The 14,029-nt window shown below is 72.5% G+C and carries 14 protein-coding genes; 12 read left to right on the plus strand and 2 right to left on the minus strand.

Annotated elements, in window-relative coordinates; translation table 11 throughout:
- Window positions 1-2 precede the first annotated feature (2 nt).
- Complete coding sequence (locus tag ACIBH3_RS31115; RefSeq protein ID WP_396315447.1) at window positions 3-1,646, minus strand: hypothetical protein; 1,644 nt, start codon at window positions 1,644-1,646, stop codon at window positions 3-5.
- Window positions 1,647-1,841: 195 nt separating this feature from the next.
- Here ACIBH3_RS31115 and ACIBH3_RS31120 point away from each other — a divergent pair, with 195 nt between their 5' ends.
- A complete protein-coding gene (locus tag ACIBH3_RS31120; RefSeq protein WP_396315448.1) occupies window positions 1,842-2,273 on the plus strand; it encodes a thiol-disulfide oxidoreductase DCC family protein in 432 nt (143 codons plus the stop codon).
- An 89-nt stretch (window positions 2,274-2,362) separates the two neighbouring features.
- On the opposite strand, the gene ACIBH3_RS31125 is transcribed toward ACIBH3_RS31120, so the two are convergent.
- Window positions 2,363-4,432, minus strand: a complete 2,070-nt coding sequence (locus ACIBH3_RS31125; RefSeq protein WP_396315449.1) for an elongation factor G-like protein EF-G2 — start codon at window positions 4,430-4,432, stop codon at window positions 2,363-2,365.
- A 330-nt stretch (window positions 4,433-4,762) separates the two neighbouring features.
- Here ACIBH3_RS31125 and pgsA point away from each other — a divergent pair, with 330 nt between their 5' ends.
- The 11 genes from pgsA (at window position 4,763) to ruvB (ending at window position 13,956) form a co-directional block, all read left to right on the plus strand.
- The gene (pgsA, locus tag ACIBH3_RS31130; protein ID WP_396315480.1) at window positions 4,763-5,515 is read left to right on the plus strand and encodes a phosphatidylinositol phosphate synthase; all 753 of its coding nucleotides are present in this window, start codon (window positions 4,763-4,765) and stop codon (window positions 5,513-5,515) included.
- Window positions 5,512-6,477 carry a phosphatidylinositol mannoside acyltransferase gene (locus tag ACIBH3_RS31135; protein ID WP_396315450.1) on the plus strand — a complete coding sequence of 322 codons (966 nt, stop codon included), beginning with the start codon at window positions 5,512-5,514 and terminating at the stop codon, window positions 6,475-6,477. The genes pgsA and ACIBH3_RS31135 overlap by 4 nt, the downstream gene beginning before the upstream one ends.
- 20 nt (window positions 6,478-6,497) lie before the next feature.
- Complete coding sequence (locus ACIBH3_RS31140; protein ID WP_396315451.1) at window positions 6,498-7,688, plus strand: glycosyltransferase family 4 protein; 1,191 nt, start codon at window positions 6,498-6,500, stop codon at window positions 7,686-7,688.
- Between the two features lie 134 nt (window positions 7,689-7,822).
- Entirely contained in the window at window positions 7,823-8,188 is a 366-nt protein-coding gene (locus ACIBH3_RS31145; protein WP_396315452.1) for a 5-carboxymethyl-2-hydroxymuconate Delta-isomerase, read from the plus strand.
- 74 nt (window positions 8,189-8,262) lie between these two features.
- Window positions 8,263-8,763 carry a hypothetical protein gene (locus ACIBH3_RS31150; RefSeq protein ID WP_396315481.1) on the plus strand — a complete coding sequence of 167 codons (501 nt, stop codon included), beginning with the start codon at window positions 8,263-8,265 and terminating at the stop codon, window positions 8,761-8,763.
- Window positions 8,764-8,898: 135 nt separating this feature from the next.
- Window positions 8,899-9,810, plus strand: a complete 912-nt coding sequence (gene pdxS / locus ACIBH3_RS31155; RefSeq protein ID WP_396315453.1) for a pyridoxal 5'-phosphate synthase lyase subunit PdxS — start codon at window positions 8,899-8,901, stop codon at window positions 9,808-9,810.
- An 87-nt stretch (window positions 9,811-9,897) separates the two neighbouring features.
- Complete coding sequence (gene pdxT, locus ACIBH3_RS31160) at window positions 9,898-10,515, plus strand: pyridoxal 5'-phosphate synthase glutaminase subunit PdxT (protein WP_396315454.1); 618 nt, start codon at window positions 9,898-9,900, stop codon at window positions 10,513-10,515.
- A 128-nt stretch (window positions 10,516-10,643) separates the two neighbouring features.
- Window positions 10,644-11,402 (plus strand): YebC/PmpR family DNA-binding transcriptional regulator, encoded by a 759-nt coding sequence (locus ACIBH3_RS31165; RefSeq protein ID WP_396315455.1) that lies wholly within the window; start codon window positions 10,644-10,646, stop codon window positions 11,400-11,402.
- Between the two features lie 127 nt (window positions 11,403-11,529).
- Complete coding sequence (gene ruvC, locus ACIBH3_RS31170; RefSeq protein ID WP_396315456.1) at window positions 11,530-12,102, plus strand: crossover junction endodeoxyribonuclease RuvC; 573 nt, start codon at window positions 11,530-11,532, stop codon at window positions 12,100-12,102.
- On the plus strand, window positions 12,099-12,710 hold the full coding sequence (gene ruvA / locus ACIBH3_RS31175; protein WP_396315457.1) for a Holliday junction branch migration protein RuvA: 612 nt from the start codon (window positions 12,099-12,101) through the stop codon (window positions 12,708-12,710). Before ruvC ends, ruvA begins: the two co-directional genes overlap by 4 nt.
- A gap of 130 nt (window positions 12,711-12,840) precedes the next feature.
- Window positions 12,841-13,956, plus strand: coding sequence for a Holliday junction branch migration DNA helicase RuvB (ruvB, locus tag ACIBH3_RS31180; RefSeq protein WP_396315458.1), 1,116 nt, complete (start codon window positions 12,841-12,843; stop codon window positions 13,954-13,956).
- Window positions 13,957-14,029: the final 73 nt, after the last annotated feature.

The following is a 14,029-nucleotide window of genomic DNA, read 5'->3' on the forward strand; positions in this document are numbered from 1 at the left end:
GGTCAGCCCGCGTCGAAGGCGTCGGCGCGGAACGGGCGCGGGCCCTGCGCCTCGGCCTTGATGATCGACGCGCGGGACTTGAAGCGGTCGATGCTGATGTCGTGCTCCTCCAGGAACTCCGTGGTGGCCAGGTGGACGGCGCCCAGCACCGGCACCGCGGACTTGAGCGCGCTGTCGCTCATGAACCGGCTGCCCCACGGCGGCGCGGCCCAGGCGTGCCGCAGACCGAACGGCTCGGGCAGCGCGAGGCCGCCGCCCAGCCAGGCCAGCAGCGAGGGGGCGCGCAGGAAGGGCGCGCGTACGGCCTGGCGCACCACCTCGTCGTTGTCGACGAGCGGCAGCTGGACCGTCCGCTCCTCCCAGAACTTGCCCGTCTTCTGGACGGTGGTCTCCTTCGGCTTCGGCTTGTCGAAGAACAAGCCGTTCACCGGGCCGAGCGCGTGGCCGGCGACCTCCACCGTCAGGGTGTTGGCCAGCAGCGTGACCGTCACCGTGAAGGTGACGATCAGCTTCCCGTCGAAGAGCACGAACTGCACGGCCAGGTAGTGCCGTGGCCCGCCGGAGAGGTTCTGCCGGTCCGCGACGCCCTGGATGGCGAACTCCCGCATCCGGACGCCGTCCATGTCGGCACCGGCCGGCCGCCCGATCTCGTCGGCGCTCTCACCGACCTCCTGCATGACCCACTGCTGGATCGAGAGGTTGGTCATGCCGCTGTTGGCGACCTCGCTGATGCTGAGCGACTTGAGATGCGCGGTGATCTTGCGGACCAGGTCCCAGGGGTGGAACGCACGGAAGTCGTCATGGCCCTCGGCGGGTTGCAGCACGTCCGACATCGTCCAGGAGCCCCAGCGCCGTCCGGCCCCGAGGATGCCCTTGGGACCGGCGTAGTGCTGGATGTTCGTCTCCTGCTCGGCCTCCAGCCGGCCCAGCTGGGCCTTGAGGTCGGCGGCCTTCTTGTCCAGGTCGTCCCGCGGCACGGCCTTGGGGACGGTCGCGGCGAGGGTGTTGCCCTCGACCAGGGCCAGCCAGCGGGCCCGCAGGTCCTCGGTGCTGCGCAGGACGATCCGCTTGGCGAGGTACCAGCCGACCACCGGCGCGAGCACCACGACCCGGAAGTACAGTGCCGCGAGACCGCTGAACGGGGGCCGCAGCGCGAACAGCACGGCGATCGCGGCGACGGCGAGCAGCACCAGGCCGCCGATCAGGCCCTCCTGCTTGACCTGGCCCTTCTTCAGCCAGGCGCGCAGCTGGAAGGCCCCGAGCCAGAGCAGGGTGCCGGGCAGGAAGAGCAGGCCACTGAGCGCGGTGACGGTGGTGAGCTTGCGGTCCCGTACGTCCCGCAGCTCCTGCGCGGCGAGGCAGTGCTCGACGATCAGGCGGGCGTCGGTGCCGAACGAGGGGACGAGCGGGTTGCGCGCGGCCCCGAGCGTGCGGGCGATCACGGCCCGGCTGAACGCCTCGCCGAGATTCGGCCGGAACAGTGCGAACCGGCCGTCCTTCTGCTTGACTTCGGGCTGCACGGCCGCGAACGCCGACAGCTCGCCGTCGCGGTAGGCCGCCGAGGAGAGCGCCTGGGTGACCGCGGTCTGCGGGCCGACATCCGTACGGGGTATCTGCGCGCCGGGGGTCATGTCGAGTGTGGTCACGGTGCGTCCCCTCCTCCCCTTGTCAGCGGCAGGTTATCGTGCCGCGGGCCCACCCCGCTGATGATCGTCTGAAGAACCGTCACGACGGGTCGGCGGTCAGCCTTTTGGGCATGATTCCCAGATTTCGGTGACTTCGACCCTCCGGTGGTGTGCTCGATGACGGCCGGGGCCGCCGGATGAGGCAGGATCGGGGGTATGAGCCAAGTGGTGTTGAAGGATCCGGTGCTCGTCTTCGACGGTGACTGCGCGTTCTGTACGACGTGTGCGAACGCGGCCGAGCGGTACCTGCGCCAGACGCTGGCCTCGGGCGGGTGGGACGCGGTCCCGTTCCAGTTCGCCGACCTGGCGGAGCTGGACGCGCTGGCCGGCGGACGCGGCGAGGTCAGCTGGGAGCGGGCCGAGCGCGAGGTGCTGTGGGTGACGCCGGCCGGCCGGGTGTACGGCGGGGCGCGGGCGGTGGCCCGGCTGTTGATGCGCTCGGGGGGCGTGTGGGCGTACCTGGGCGGGCTGCTGGCGCTGGCACCGGTACGGCCGGTGGCGGACCTGGTCTACCGATGGGTGGCCAAGAACCGGCACCGGATGCCGGGCGGCACCCCGGCGTGCGCGCTGCCCGCGCGCCGTTCGTGAGCCAGGCCGTGAGCCGTCCGCACCGCCGTCCGCCCCAGTTGTGAGGCGAAAGCCCGGCGATGACGTACGGGCGGCGGCGGCCGGGATGGTCAGTCGCCGTCGGTGTGCGCGGCTGCGAGGGCGGCCGGCATCGGCTCGTGCCGCAGGTAGCTGCGGGAGAACTCGGCGGTGCCGTGGGTGAGTGAACGCAGGTCGACGGGGTAGCGGGCGAGTTCCAGCTCGGGGACCTCGGCGCGTAGCAGGGTCAGGCCCGGGCCGCCGGTCTCGGTGCCCAGCACCCGTCCGCGCCGGCCGGAGAGGTCGCCGAGCGCCGCGCCCAGGTACTCGTCGGGCAGCAGCACGCTGACCGCGGCGACGGGCTCCAGCAGCCGGACGACGGCATGGGTGGCGGCGTCGCGCAGGGCGAGGGCGGCGGCGCTCTGGAACGCGGAGTCCGAGGAGTCCACCGAGTGGGCCTTGCCGTCGACCAGGGTGACCCGGACGTCGACCAGCGGGTGGCCGGTGGCGACGCCCTTGGCGAGCTGGGCGCGCACGCCCTTCTCGACCGACGGGATGAAGTGCTTGGGCACCGCGCCGCCGACCACCCGCTCCTGGAACTCGAAGCCGGCGCCGGTCGGCAGCGGCTCCACCTCCAGGTCGCACAGGGCGTACTGGCCGTGGCCGCCGGACTGCTTGACCAGCCGGCCGTGACCGGCGGCCGCGGTGCCGAAGGTCTCGCGCAGGGCGACCTTGTAGGGGACGGTGTCGACGTGGACGCCGTGCCGGCCGCGCAGCCGGTCGAGTACGACCTCGGCGTGGGCCTCGCCGGTGCACCAGAGGACGAGCTGGTGGGTGTCCGCGTTCTGTTCCAGGCGCAGCGCGGGGTCCTCGGTGGTGAGCCTGGTCAGGGCCTGCGAGAGCTTGTCGTCGTCGGCCTTGCTGTGCGCCTCGATCGGGACGGGGAGCAGGGGCTCGGGCAGCGGCCAGGGGGCGAGCCGGACGGGGTGCCCGGGATCGGCGAGGGTGTCGCCGGTGTGGGCGGCGGTGAGCTTGGCCACGCAGACCAGGTCGCCGGCGAGGGCTTCGGGGACGATGCGCTGCTGTTTGCCGAAGGGACTGGTGAGCGTGGTGATGCGCTCGTCGAGCGTCTCCTCCTCCTGGTGGCTGGGGCCGGTGAGGCTGACGTGCGTGTCGGGGCGCAGGGTGCCGGTGAGGACGCGGACCAGACTGATCCGCCCGACGTAGGCGTCGCCGGTGACCCGGATCACCTGGGCGGCGAGCGGGGCGTCGGGGTCGCCCGGGGTGGGGTTGTCGCCCTCGAAGGGTTCGCGGCGCCGGGTGGGATCGGGGAAGGCGGTGGCGATGAGGTCGAGGAGTTCGGTGGCGCCCAGGCCCTGGTCGGTGGCGGCCAGTGCGGGGTGCAGCGCGCAGCTGAGTACCTCGCGGCGAAGGCCGTCCTCCAGCGCCTCGGTGTCGAGCGCCTCGCCGGCGAGGTAGCGCTCCATCAGGGTGTCGTCCTGGCCGGAGATGGCCTCGACCAGGCTCTCGCGGGCCGCTCCGGCGTCGGGTGCGGGGATGCTCTCGCCGTAGGCACGGCCGGTGAGCAGGTCGACCGAGCCGCGGGGGTGGCCCTCGGCGTACAGCGGGAGGTAGAGCGGGCGCAGCGTGTCGGGGCCCAGGCCGAAGGCGTCGTGGCAGGCGGTCAGGATGTCGTCGAAGCTGCTGCGGGCGACATCGAGCTTGGCGACCACCACGGCGCGGGGGATGCCCGCGTCCGCGCATTCGCGCCACAGGGCGCGGGTGGGGGCGGTGACGGGGTCGGTGGCGGAGACGACGAAGACGGCGGCGTCGGCGGCGTGCAGGCCGGCGCGCAGTTCGGCGGCGAAGTCGGGGTGGCCGGGCGGGTCGAGCAGGTTGATCTTGGTGCCGTTCCACTCCAGCGGCAGGACGGCCAGCTGTACCGAGCGCTGCTGCTTGTGCTCGATGTCCTCGTGGTCGGAGACGGTGTTGCCGTCGGCGATCCGCCCGGCTCGGCCGATGACGCCGACGGCGAGGGCCAGGGACTCGGCGAGGGTGGTCTTACCGGAGCCGCTGCAACCGATCAGGACGACGTTGCGCAGCTGCTGAGGGCGCTCGACGGGCGGCGCCTGCCCCGTTCGTGCCGTGGTGCGGTCGGCCATCGGAGGTCTCCTCCTGTCGCGGCGGAAGCCTTCCCAAGTCTAGGCAGGCTGCCTCGGGTGTGGCGCGCGCTGCGGTGCTGTCTGCCGCCTTCGGGCGCTTCGGTCCGGTGCCGACGTTCCTCTCTCCGGCGCTCCTGCGTCGCTTGTCGCTCGTCGCTTTCGGCGCCGGTGCGCCCTGCGGCGGGTGCTGTCTGCCGCCTTCGGGCGCTCTGGCCCGGAGGCGTATGGTCACTGCTTGTGTGCAGCTATGCGCCTTGAGTGATTGGCAGTTGGGGTCGGACGATCGTGGGGCGGTGTGGGGCGCGGGAGTGTGTGTGCGGCGTGGATACCATGGGTCAGCCGGGTGGGTCGATCCATTCGGCCGCCTGCCGCCGAGCGCGGCCCCAGGCGGAGACCGGTGAGATCGGAGCGGTCCGGAAGGCCATGCTCAACAAATACGCGCGTGCCTTCTTCACACGTGTCCTGACGCCCTTCGCCGCCTTTCTGATCCGCCTGGGTGTGAGCCCGGACGCGGTGACGCTGATCGGCACGGCCGGGTCGGTGGCCGGCGCGCTGGTGTTCTTCCCGCGTGGGGAGTTCTTCTGGGGCACCATCACGATCACCCTGTTCATCTTCTCGGACCTGGTGGACGGCAACATGGCCCGCCAGCTGGGCCGTACCAGCAAGTGGGGGGCGTTCCTGGACTCCACCCTGGACCGGGTCGCGGACGCGGCGATCTTCGGCGGGCTGGCCATGTGGTACGCGGGCCTGGGGGACAACAACCTGCTCTGCGCGGTGGCGATCTTCTGCCTGGCGAGCGGTCTGGTGGTGTCGTACACCAAGGCGCGGGCGGAGAGCCAGGGCCTGCCGTGCGACGTGTCCGGGCTGGTGGAGCGGGCCGAGCGGCTGGTGATCAGCCTGGTCGCGGCGGGGGTCGCGGGGCTGCACACCTTCGGGGTGCCCTATGTGGAGTGGCTGCTGCCGTTCGCCCTGTGGGTGGTCGCGGCGGGCAGTCTGGTGACGGTGTTCCAGCGGATGCTGACGGTGCGCCGCGAGGCGTTCGAGGCGGACCGCGTTGCGGCGGGGAGCCAGGGGGGCGTGTGAAGGACCGACTTGTCTACTCGGCCTACGCGACGGGCTGGGCGGTGCTGAAGCACCTGCCCGAGCCGGCGGCGCGCGGGCTGTTCGACCAGATCGCGGACGCGGCGTGGCGCAAGCGCGGCAAGCGGGTGCTCCAGCTGGAGGCCAACCTGCTGCGGGTGCACCCGGACGCGGACGAGGCCCGGCTGCGGGAGCTGTCCAGGGCCGGGATGCGCTCGTACCTGCGGTACTGGATGGAGTCGTTCCGGCTGCCGACCTGGAGCCGGCAGCGGATCGCCCGCGGCGTGCTGGTCGACGGGGTGGAGCACCTGAGCGCGGCGATGGAGTCCGGGCGCGGCGCGGTGATAGCGCTGCCGCACATGGGCAACTGGGACCTGGCGGGCGCCTGGGTGGCCTCGCACGTGGGCTACCCCTTCACCACCGTCGCCGAGCGGCTCAAGCCGGAGAAGCTCTTCGACCGCTTCGTGGCGTACCGCGAGGGCCTGGGGATGGAGGTGCTGGCCCTGACCGGAGGCGAGGTCTCGGTGGTCGGCACGCTGGCCCGGCGGCTGCGCGCGGGCAAGCTGGTCTGCCTGGTCGGCGACCGCGACCTGTCCGAGGCGGGCGTCGAGGTCGAGTTCTTCGGCGAGCGGACCCGGATGCCGCCCGGCCCCGCCGCGCTCTGCCTGCGTACGGGGGCGGCCCTGCTGCCCGTCACGCTCTGGTACGAGGGCCCGGTGATGCGCGGGCGGATCCACCCCGAGGTGCTGCCGCCGGCCGGGGACGGCGAGCGCAAGGAGCAGACGGCCGCGATGGTCCAGTCGATGGCGGACATCTGGGCCGAGGGCATCCGTGAGCATTCCGAGGACTGGCACATGCTGCAACGCCTGTGGCTGGCCGACCTGCCGCTGCGCGAGAGTGCGGCCGCCGAGCGGCCGTTCGCCGCGCCCGGCACCGAGCCCGCCGCCGAGCCGGCCGGGTCCTGAAGCAGCGTGAGAGGAAGCTCGTGAAGATCGGCATCGTCTGCCCGTACGACTGGGACGTCCCCGGTGGCGTGCAGTTCCACATCCGGGACCTGGCCGAGCACCTGATCGGGCTCGGCCACGAGGTCTCGGTGCTGGCGCCCGCGGAGGACGACGAGGCGCTGCCGCCGTACGTGGTCTCGGCCGGGCGGGCGGTGGCCGTGCCGTACAACGGCTCGGTGGCGCGGCTCAGCTTCGGGATCCTGTCGGCGGCGCGGGTGCGGCGCTGGCTGAACGAGGGCCGCTTCGACATCCTGCACGTGCACGAGCCGGCCTCGCCGAGCCTGTCGATGCTGGCGGCGTGGTCGGCCTCCGGGCCGATGGTCGGCACCTTCCACACCTCCAACCCGCGTTCGCGGGCGATGATCGCGGCCTCGCCCATCCTCCAGCCCGGGCTGGAGAAGATGCGCGCCCGAATCGCGGTCAGCGAGTACGCCCGGCGCACCCTGGTGGAGCACCTGGGCGGCGACGCGGTGGTGATCCCCAACGGCGTGGACGTCGGCTTCTTCGCGGACGCCGAGCCGGACGAGCGCTGGACGGGCGGGGTCGCCGACGGCGGGCCGGGCACGATCGGCTTCATCGGCCGGATCAACGAGCCGCGCAAGGGCCTGCCGACGCTGCTGGCCGCGCTGCCGAAGATCCTCGCCGAGCGCCCCGGCGTGCGGCTGCTGGTGGCCGGCAAGGGCGACGAGGAGGAGGCCGTGGCGGGCCTGGCCCCCGAGGTCCGGGCCCAGGTGGAGTTCCTCGGCATGGTCAGCGATCAGGACAAGGCCAGGCTGCTGCGCAGCGTGGACCTGTACGTGGCGCCGAACACCGGTGGCGAGAGCTTCGGGATCATCCTGGTCGAGGCGATGTCGGCGGGCGCTCCGGTGCTGGCGAGCGACCTGGACGCGTTCAAGCAGGTGCTGGACGGCGGTGACGCGGGCGAGCTGTTCCCGGTGGAGGACGCGGACGCGCTGGCCTCGGCGGCGGTCCGGCTGCTGGGCGACCCGGACCGGCTGGAGGAGCTGCGCAAGGCGGCCTCGCGGCACGTGCGGCGCTTCGACTGGTCGACGGTCGGTGCGGACATCCTGTCGGTGTACGAGACGGTGACGGCCGGTACGGCCGCCGTGGTGGAGGAGGACGAGCGCACCGCCGGTGGCTGGCGCGGTCGCCTGGGCCTCGCCCGGGACTGACGGCCGGTGCTCTCCCGGGGCGGGCTTCCGCGGTGCCCGCTCGCGGGCGGCGTCCGGTCGCTAGGGTGGGCGCCGGGGACCGGCCGCGGCCGCGGGCGGCCGCCGCGTTGACCGTCCGATGCCTGGAGGCCCCGATGCCGCAGATCTCCGTCGACTACTCCGCCCACCTGGCGGGCTCCTTCGACCGGCAGGCCTTCGGCCTGGCGTTGAACGCCCTGACGGTGAAGACCATCGCCGCGACGCCGGAGGCCTGCAAGACGCGCTTCCGTCAGGTCGAGGAGTCGGTGGTGGGCGAGCGCGTGGCCCCGCACGCGCTGGTGTTCGTGGAGTTCCAGATCTTCCCCGGGCGCAGCGCCGAGGCCAAGGCCGAGCTGAGCGAGGCGGTGCTGGCGCTGGTGGCCGAGCACCTCGCACCGGCGCCGGGGGAGCCGCTGCACGCGGCGGTGAACGTGGTCGACATCGACCGTGGCAGCTACCGGGGTGTGACGCTCGCCGGCTGACCCGGCGGCAGCGGGTAGCGTAGCGCCCCGTGACTACGTGGATCTGGGCCGCTGTGGCCGTGGTGCTGTTCGGGATGTACCTCAGTTGGACGGCCGGCCGGCTGGACCGCCTGCACGCCCGGATCGACGCCGCCCGCGCGGCACTGGACGCGCAGCTGGTCCGCCGGGCCTCCGTCGCGCTGGAGCTGGCGACTTCCTCGCAGCTGGACCCGGCGGCCTCACTGCTGCTGTACGAGGCCTCGCACGCGGCCCGGCAGGCGGAGGACGAGCAGCGTGAGGTCGCCGAGAGCGAGTTGAGTCTGGCGCTGCGGGCGGTCTTCGCGGAGCCGGAGCAGGTGGCGGCGCTGATCGCCGCGCCCGGTGGTGAAGAAGCTGTGAAGGATCTGACGGCCGCGGTACGCCGGGTTCCGATGGCCCGGCGCTTCCACAATGACGCGGTGCGGGCGGCGCGTGCCGTCCGTGAGCACCGGCTGGTGCGCTACTTCCGGCTGGCGGGCAAGGCGCCGTTCCCGATGGCCTTCGAAATGGACGACGAGCCTCCGATTGCGCTGACCCCCGAGGGCGCTCCGGCCTGACCTCGGCGGCCGGTGGCGGTTCGGCCTGTTTGTCGTATCCCGAGGGCCGGGATGGACTTGGTGGCGCATCGATCCGGCCTGTCTTCCGCCTAACATAGGGCGATAGCACTGGTTCATCTTCGAGTGAGGTCTCACGTGTCCACCACCCCCATCACCGCAGACCAGCCGCAGATCGGCACCGCCCGGGTCAAGCGCGGCATGGCCGAGCAGCTCAAGGGCGGTGTGATCATGGATGTGGTCAACGCCGAGCAGGCGAAGATCGCCGAGGACGCCGGTGCCGTGGCCGTCATGGCCCTGGAGCGCGTTCCGGCCGACATCCGCAAGGACGGCGGCGTGGCCCGGATGTCCGACCCGGACATGATCGACGGCATCATCAACGCGGTCTCCATCCCGGTGATGGCCAAGTCCCGTATCGGCCACTTCGTCGAGGCCCAGGTCCTGCAGGCGCTCGGCGTCGACTACATCGACGAGTCCGAGGTGCTGACCCCGGCCGACGAGGTCAACCACTCCGACAAGTGGGCCTTCACCACCCCCTTCGTCTGCGGCGCCACCAACCTGGGCGAGGCCCTGCGCCGCATCGCCGAGGGTGCGGCCATGATCCGCTCCAAGGGCGAGGCCGGCACCGGCAACGTGGTCGAGGCCGTGCGCCACATGCGCCAGATCAACGGTGACATCCGCCGCCTGGCCACCCTCGACGAGAACGAGCTCTACGTCGCGGCCAAGAACCTCCAGGCGCCGTACGAGCTGGTGAAGGAGGTCGCGCAGCTGGGCAAGCTCCCGGTCGTGCTGTTCTCCGCCGGTGGCGTGGCCACCCCGGCCGACGCCGCCCTGATGATGCAGCTCGGCGCCGAGGGCGTGTTCGTCGGCTCCGGCATCTTCAAGTCCGGCGACCCGGCCAAGCGCGCCGCCGCCGTCGTCAAGGCCACCACGTTCTACGACGACCCGAAGGTCATCGCGGACGTCTCGCGCGGCCTCGGCGAGGCCATGGTCGGCATCAACTGCGACACCCTGCCCGAGACCGAGCGGTACGCCAACCGCGGCTGGTAGTCCCTGCCCGACGGCCCGCCGCGCGGATTCTCGGCGCGGCGGGCCGTCGTGCGTCGTCCGTTCGAGAAGTCTGAAGAGGTAGCAACCGTGTCCAGCAGCACCCCAGTCATCGGTGTCCTCGCCCTGCAGGGCGACGTCCGCGAGCACCTGATCGCGCTCGCCGAGGCCGACGCGCTCGCCCGCCCGGTGCGCCGCCCCGAGGAGCTGGCCGAGGTCGACGCCCTGGTGATCCCCGGCGGGGAGTCCACCACCATGTCGAAGCTGGCGCTGGCCTTCGGGATGATGGCGCCGCTGCGTGAGCGGGTCGCCGGCGGGATGCCGGTCTACGGCTCCTGCGCGGGCATGATCATGCTGGCCGACAAGATCCTGGACGGCCGGGACGACCAGGAGACCGTCGGCGGCATAGACATGACCGTGCGCCGCAACGCCTTCGGCCGCCAGAACGAGTCCTTCGAGTCCGCCCTCGCCTTCCAGGGCCTGGCCGGCGAGCCGGTGCACGGCGTCTTCATCCGCGCCCCCTGGGTCGAGGCCGTGGGCGCCGGCGTCGAGGTGCTCGCCGAGCTGCCCGCCGCGGACGGTCCGGAGAGCCGGATCGTGGCGGTCCGTCAGGGCAATCTGCTGGCGACCTCCTTCCACCCCGAACTGACGGGCGATCACCGCGTGCACGCGTACTTCGTGCGGATGGTCGAGGCGGCCCTGGCCTAGGCCGGGCGGCCCGGCCCGGCCGGAGCGCCGCCCGCGAGGCGCGCCCCGGTCCGGTGCCCGGTGCGGGGTGCGGCACCGGTAGGATCTCTTCTGTTCATTTCCCTTTTGGCGACGTAAAGGAGCTGGCGATGTCCGGCCACTCTAAGTGGGCTACCACCAAGCACAAGAAGGCCGTGATCGACGCCAAGCGCGGCAAGCTCTTCGCCAAGATGATCAAGAACATCGAGGTGGCGGCGCGCACCGGCGGCGGCGACCCGGCGGGTAACCCGACGCTGTACGACGCCATCCAGAAGGCGAAGAAGAGCTCCGTCCCGATCGACAACATCAACCGCGCCGTCAAGCGCGGTTCGGGCGCGGAGGCCGGCGGGGCCGACTACTCGACCATCATGTACGAGGGTTACGGCCCCAACGGCGTGGCGGTGCTCATCGAGTGCCTCACCGACAACCGCAACCGTGCCGCCTCCGACGTGCGCGTGGCGATGACCCGCAACGGCGGCTCGATGGCCGACCCGGGCTCGGTGTCGTACATGTTCACCCGCAAGGGTGTCGTGATCGTCCCCAAGGCCGACGGTGTCGACGAGGACAAGGTGTTCGAGGTCGTCCTGGACGCCGGCGCCGAGGAGGTCAACGACCTCGGCGAGTCCTACGAGGTGATCAGCGCGGCCACCGACATGGTCGCCGTGCGCACCGCGCTGGTGGACGCCGGTCTGGACTACGACTCGGCCGACGCCAACTTCGTGCCGAGCGTGCAGGTCGAGCTGGACGTCGACGGCGCCCGCAAGATCTTCAAGCTGATCGACGCCCTGGAGGACAGCGACGACGTGCAGAACGTCTTCGCCAACTTCGACATCAGCGACGAGGTCGGCGCCCAGCTCGACGCCGAGTAGGCGCCCGTAGCGGCAGTCGCACCGTCCGGCCCGGTGGTCCCCAGGGACCGCCGGGCCGGTGTCGTCGGTCCGCCTGTCGGACCCGCCCGATAGCCTTCGGTGGATCGGACGAGAGGCAGGTACGCGGGTGCGGGTGCTGGGAGTGGACCCTGGGCTGACCAGGTGCGGTGTCGGCGTGGTCGACGGCTCGCCGGGGCGCCCGCTGCGGATGGTCGGCGTCGGGGTGCTGCGCACGCCCGCCGACGCGGAGATCGGGCAGCGGCTGCTGCTGATAGAGCAGGGCATGGAGAGCTGGCTGGACGAACACCGGCCCGATCTGGTCGCCGTCGAGCGGGTCTTCGCCCAGCACAACGTCAGCACCGTGATGGGCACGGCCCAGGCCAGCGCCGTCGCGATGCTCTGCGCGACCAGACGCGGCCTGCCCGTCACCCTGCACACCCCCAGCGAGGTCAAGGCGGCCGTCACCGGCTCGGGCCGCGCCGACAAGGCGCAGGTCACCGCCATGGTGACGCGGCTGCTGCGGCTGGATGCCCCGCCCAAGCCCGCCGACGCGGCCGACGCGCTGGCCCTCGCCATCTGCCACATCTGGCGCGGGGCGGCCACCGACCGGATCGCCGCCGCGCTCGCCAAGGCCCCGGGGCCGGCCGTGGCCGCCCGCTCGACCGCCCGCCCAGCCGCACGTCAGGAGTACCGCCGGTGATCGCGTTCGTCCAGGGGCCGGTCGCGGCCCTCACCAGTCACGCCGCCGTGGTCGAGGTCGGCGGCGTGGGCCTGGCGCTGCAGTGCACCCCCGCCACGCTGGCCGCCCTGCGCACGGGCGAGCCGGCCCGGCTGCACACCTCGCTGGTGGTCCGCGAGGACTCCCTGACGCTTTACGGCTTTGTCGACGATGACGAGCGCGCGACCTTCGAGATCCTCCAGGCGGCCCCCGGCGTCGGGCCCCGGCTCGCGCAGGCGATCCTGGGCGTGCACAGTCCCGACGCGCTGCGCCTGGCCATCGCCGGCGGGGACGAGAAGGCGCTGATCAAGGTGCCGGGCATCGGCAAGGCCAAGGCACAGAAGCTGCTGCTGGAGTACAAGGACAAGCTCGGCGCCCCGGTGGGCAGTGTCCCGGCGCAGAAGCCGCTGGCCGCAGGGCCGGCGCCGTGGAGCGAGCAGCTGCACTCGGCGCTGGTCGGCCTCGGCTACGCTCCGCGCGAGGCGGACGACGCCGTCGCGGCGGTCGCCCCGCAGGCCGAGGAGCAGTCCAGCCCCGACGTCGGCGCCCTGCTCAGGGCCGCCCTGCGCACGCTCAACCGCACCCGCTGACCGGGCCCCACCGCCCGTACCGAGCACCCCGCCCGCCCCGCCCGCCCCGCGCGCAGCACCGGCAGCACCGGCAGCACCGGCAGTATCCGAACCTTCCGCATCGCCCGACCGACGACTGGAGCCCGCCCCGATGAGCCCGTACGACTCCGACCCGGCCGACCGGCTGGTGACGGCCGCCGCCGACGGCGAGGACCAGGCGGTGGAGGCGGCGCTGCGGCCCAAGCAACTGGACGAGTTCATCGGGCAGGAGCGGGTGCGGGAGCAGCTCTCGCTGGTGCTCCAGGCCGCCCGCAAGCGCGGCAAGGCCCCCGACCACGTCCTGCTCAGCGGCCCGCCCGGGCTGGGCAAGACCACCCTGTCCATGATCATCGCGGCCGAGCTGAACGCCCCGATCCGGATCACCTCGGGCCCCGCCATCCAGCATGCCGGAGATCTGGCGGCGATCCTGTCCTCGCTCACCGAGGGCGAGGTGCTCTTCCTCGACGAGATCCACCGGATGTCCCGGCCCGCCGAGGAGATGCTCTACATGGCGATGGAGGACTACCGGGTCGACGTGATCGTCGGCAAGGGTCCGGGCGCCACCGCCATCCCGCTGGAGCTGCCGCCCTTCACCCTGGTCGGGGCCACCACCCGGGCCGGCCTGCTGCCCCCGCCGCTGCGCGACCGCTTCGGGTTCACCGGCCACATGGAGTTCTACGCCCCCGCCGAGCTCCAGCGGGTCGTGCACCGCTCGGCCGCCCTGCTGGACGTGGAGATCGACCCGGCCGGCGCCGCCGAGATCGCCGGCCGTTCCCGGGGCACGCCCCGGATCGCCAACCGGCTGCTGCGCCGGGTGCGCGACTACGCCCAGGTCAAGTACGACGGCGTGGTCAGCCAGGAGATCGCGGCCCAGGCCCTGCAGGTGTACGAGGTGGACGCGCGCGGCCTGGACCGGCTCGACCGCGCGGTGCTGGACGCGCTGCTCCGGCTGTTCGGCGGCGGTCCGGTCGGTTTGTCGACACTGGCGGTCGCCGTGGGTGAGGAGGCCGAGACGGTCGAGGAGGTCGCCGAGCCGTTCCTGGTACGCGAGGGCTTGCTCGCCCGTACCCCCCGCGGGCGGATCGCCACCGCCGCCGCCTGGCAGCACCTCGGGCTGACGCCGCCGGTGCAGGCCCCGCCCGGCCAGGGGGCCCGTGCGGCCGTGCCCACCCAGTCCGAGCTGTTCAGCCCCGGGAAGGCCCCCGTGCAGGAAAAGGGGACGGGATGAGGAATCCGTGCAGGTACATGCTCGCCACTTTCGGCGGCAGGATGCGATGCTTGGCGTTGTCCGATCAGTACGG

This window comes from Kitasatospora sp. NPDC050543 (assembly GCF_044457565.1).
Lineage (GTDB): Bacteria > Actinomycetota > Actinomycetes > Streptomycetales > Streptomycetaceae > Kitasatospora.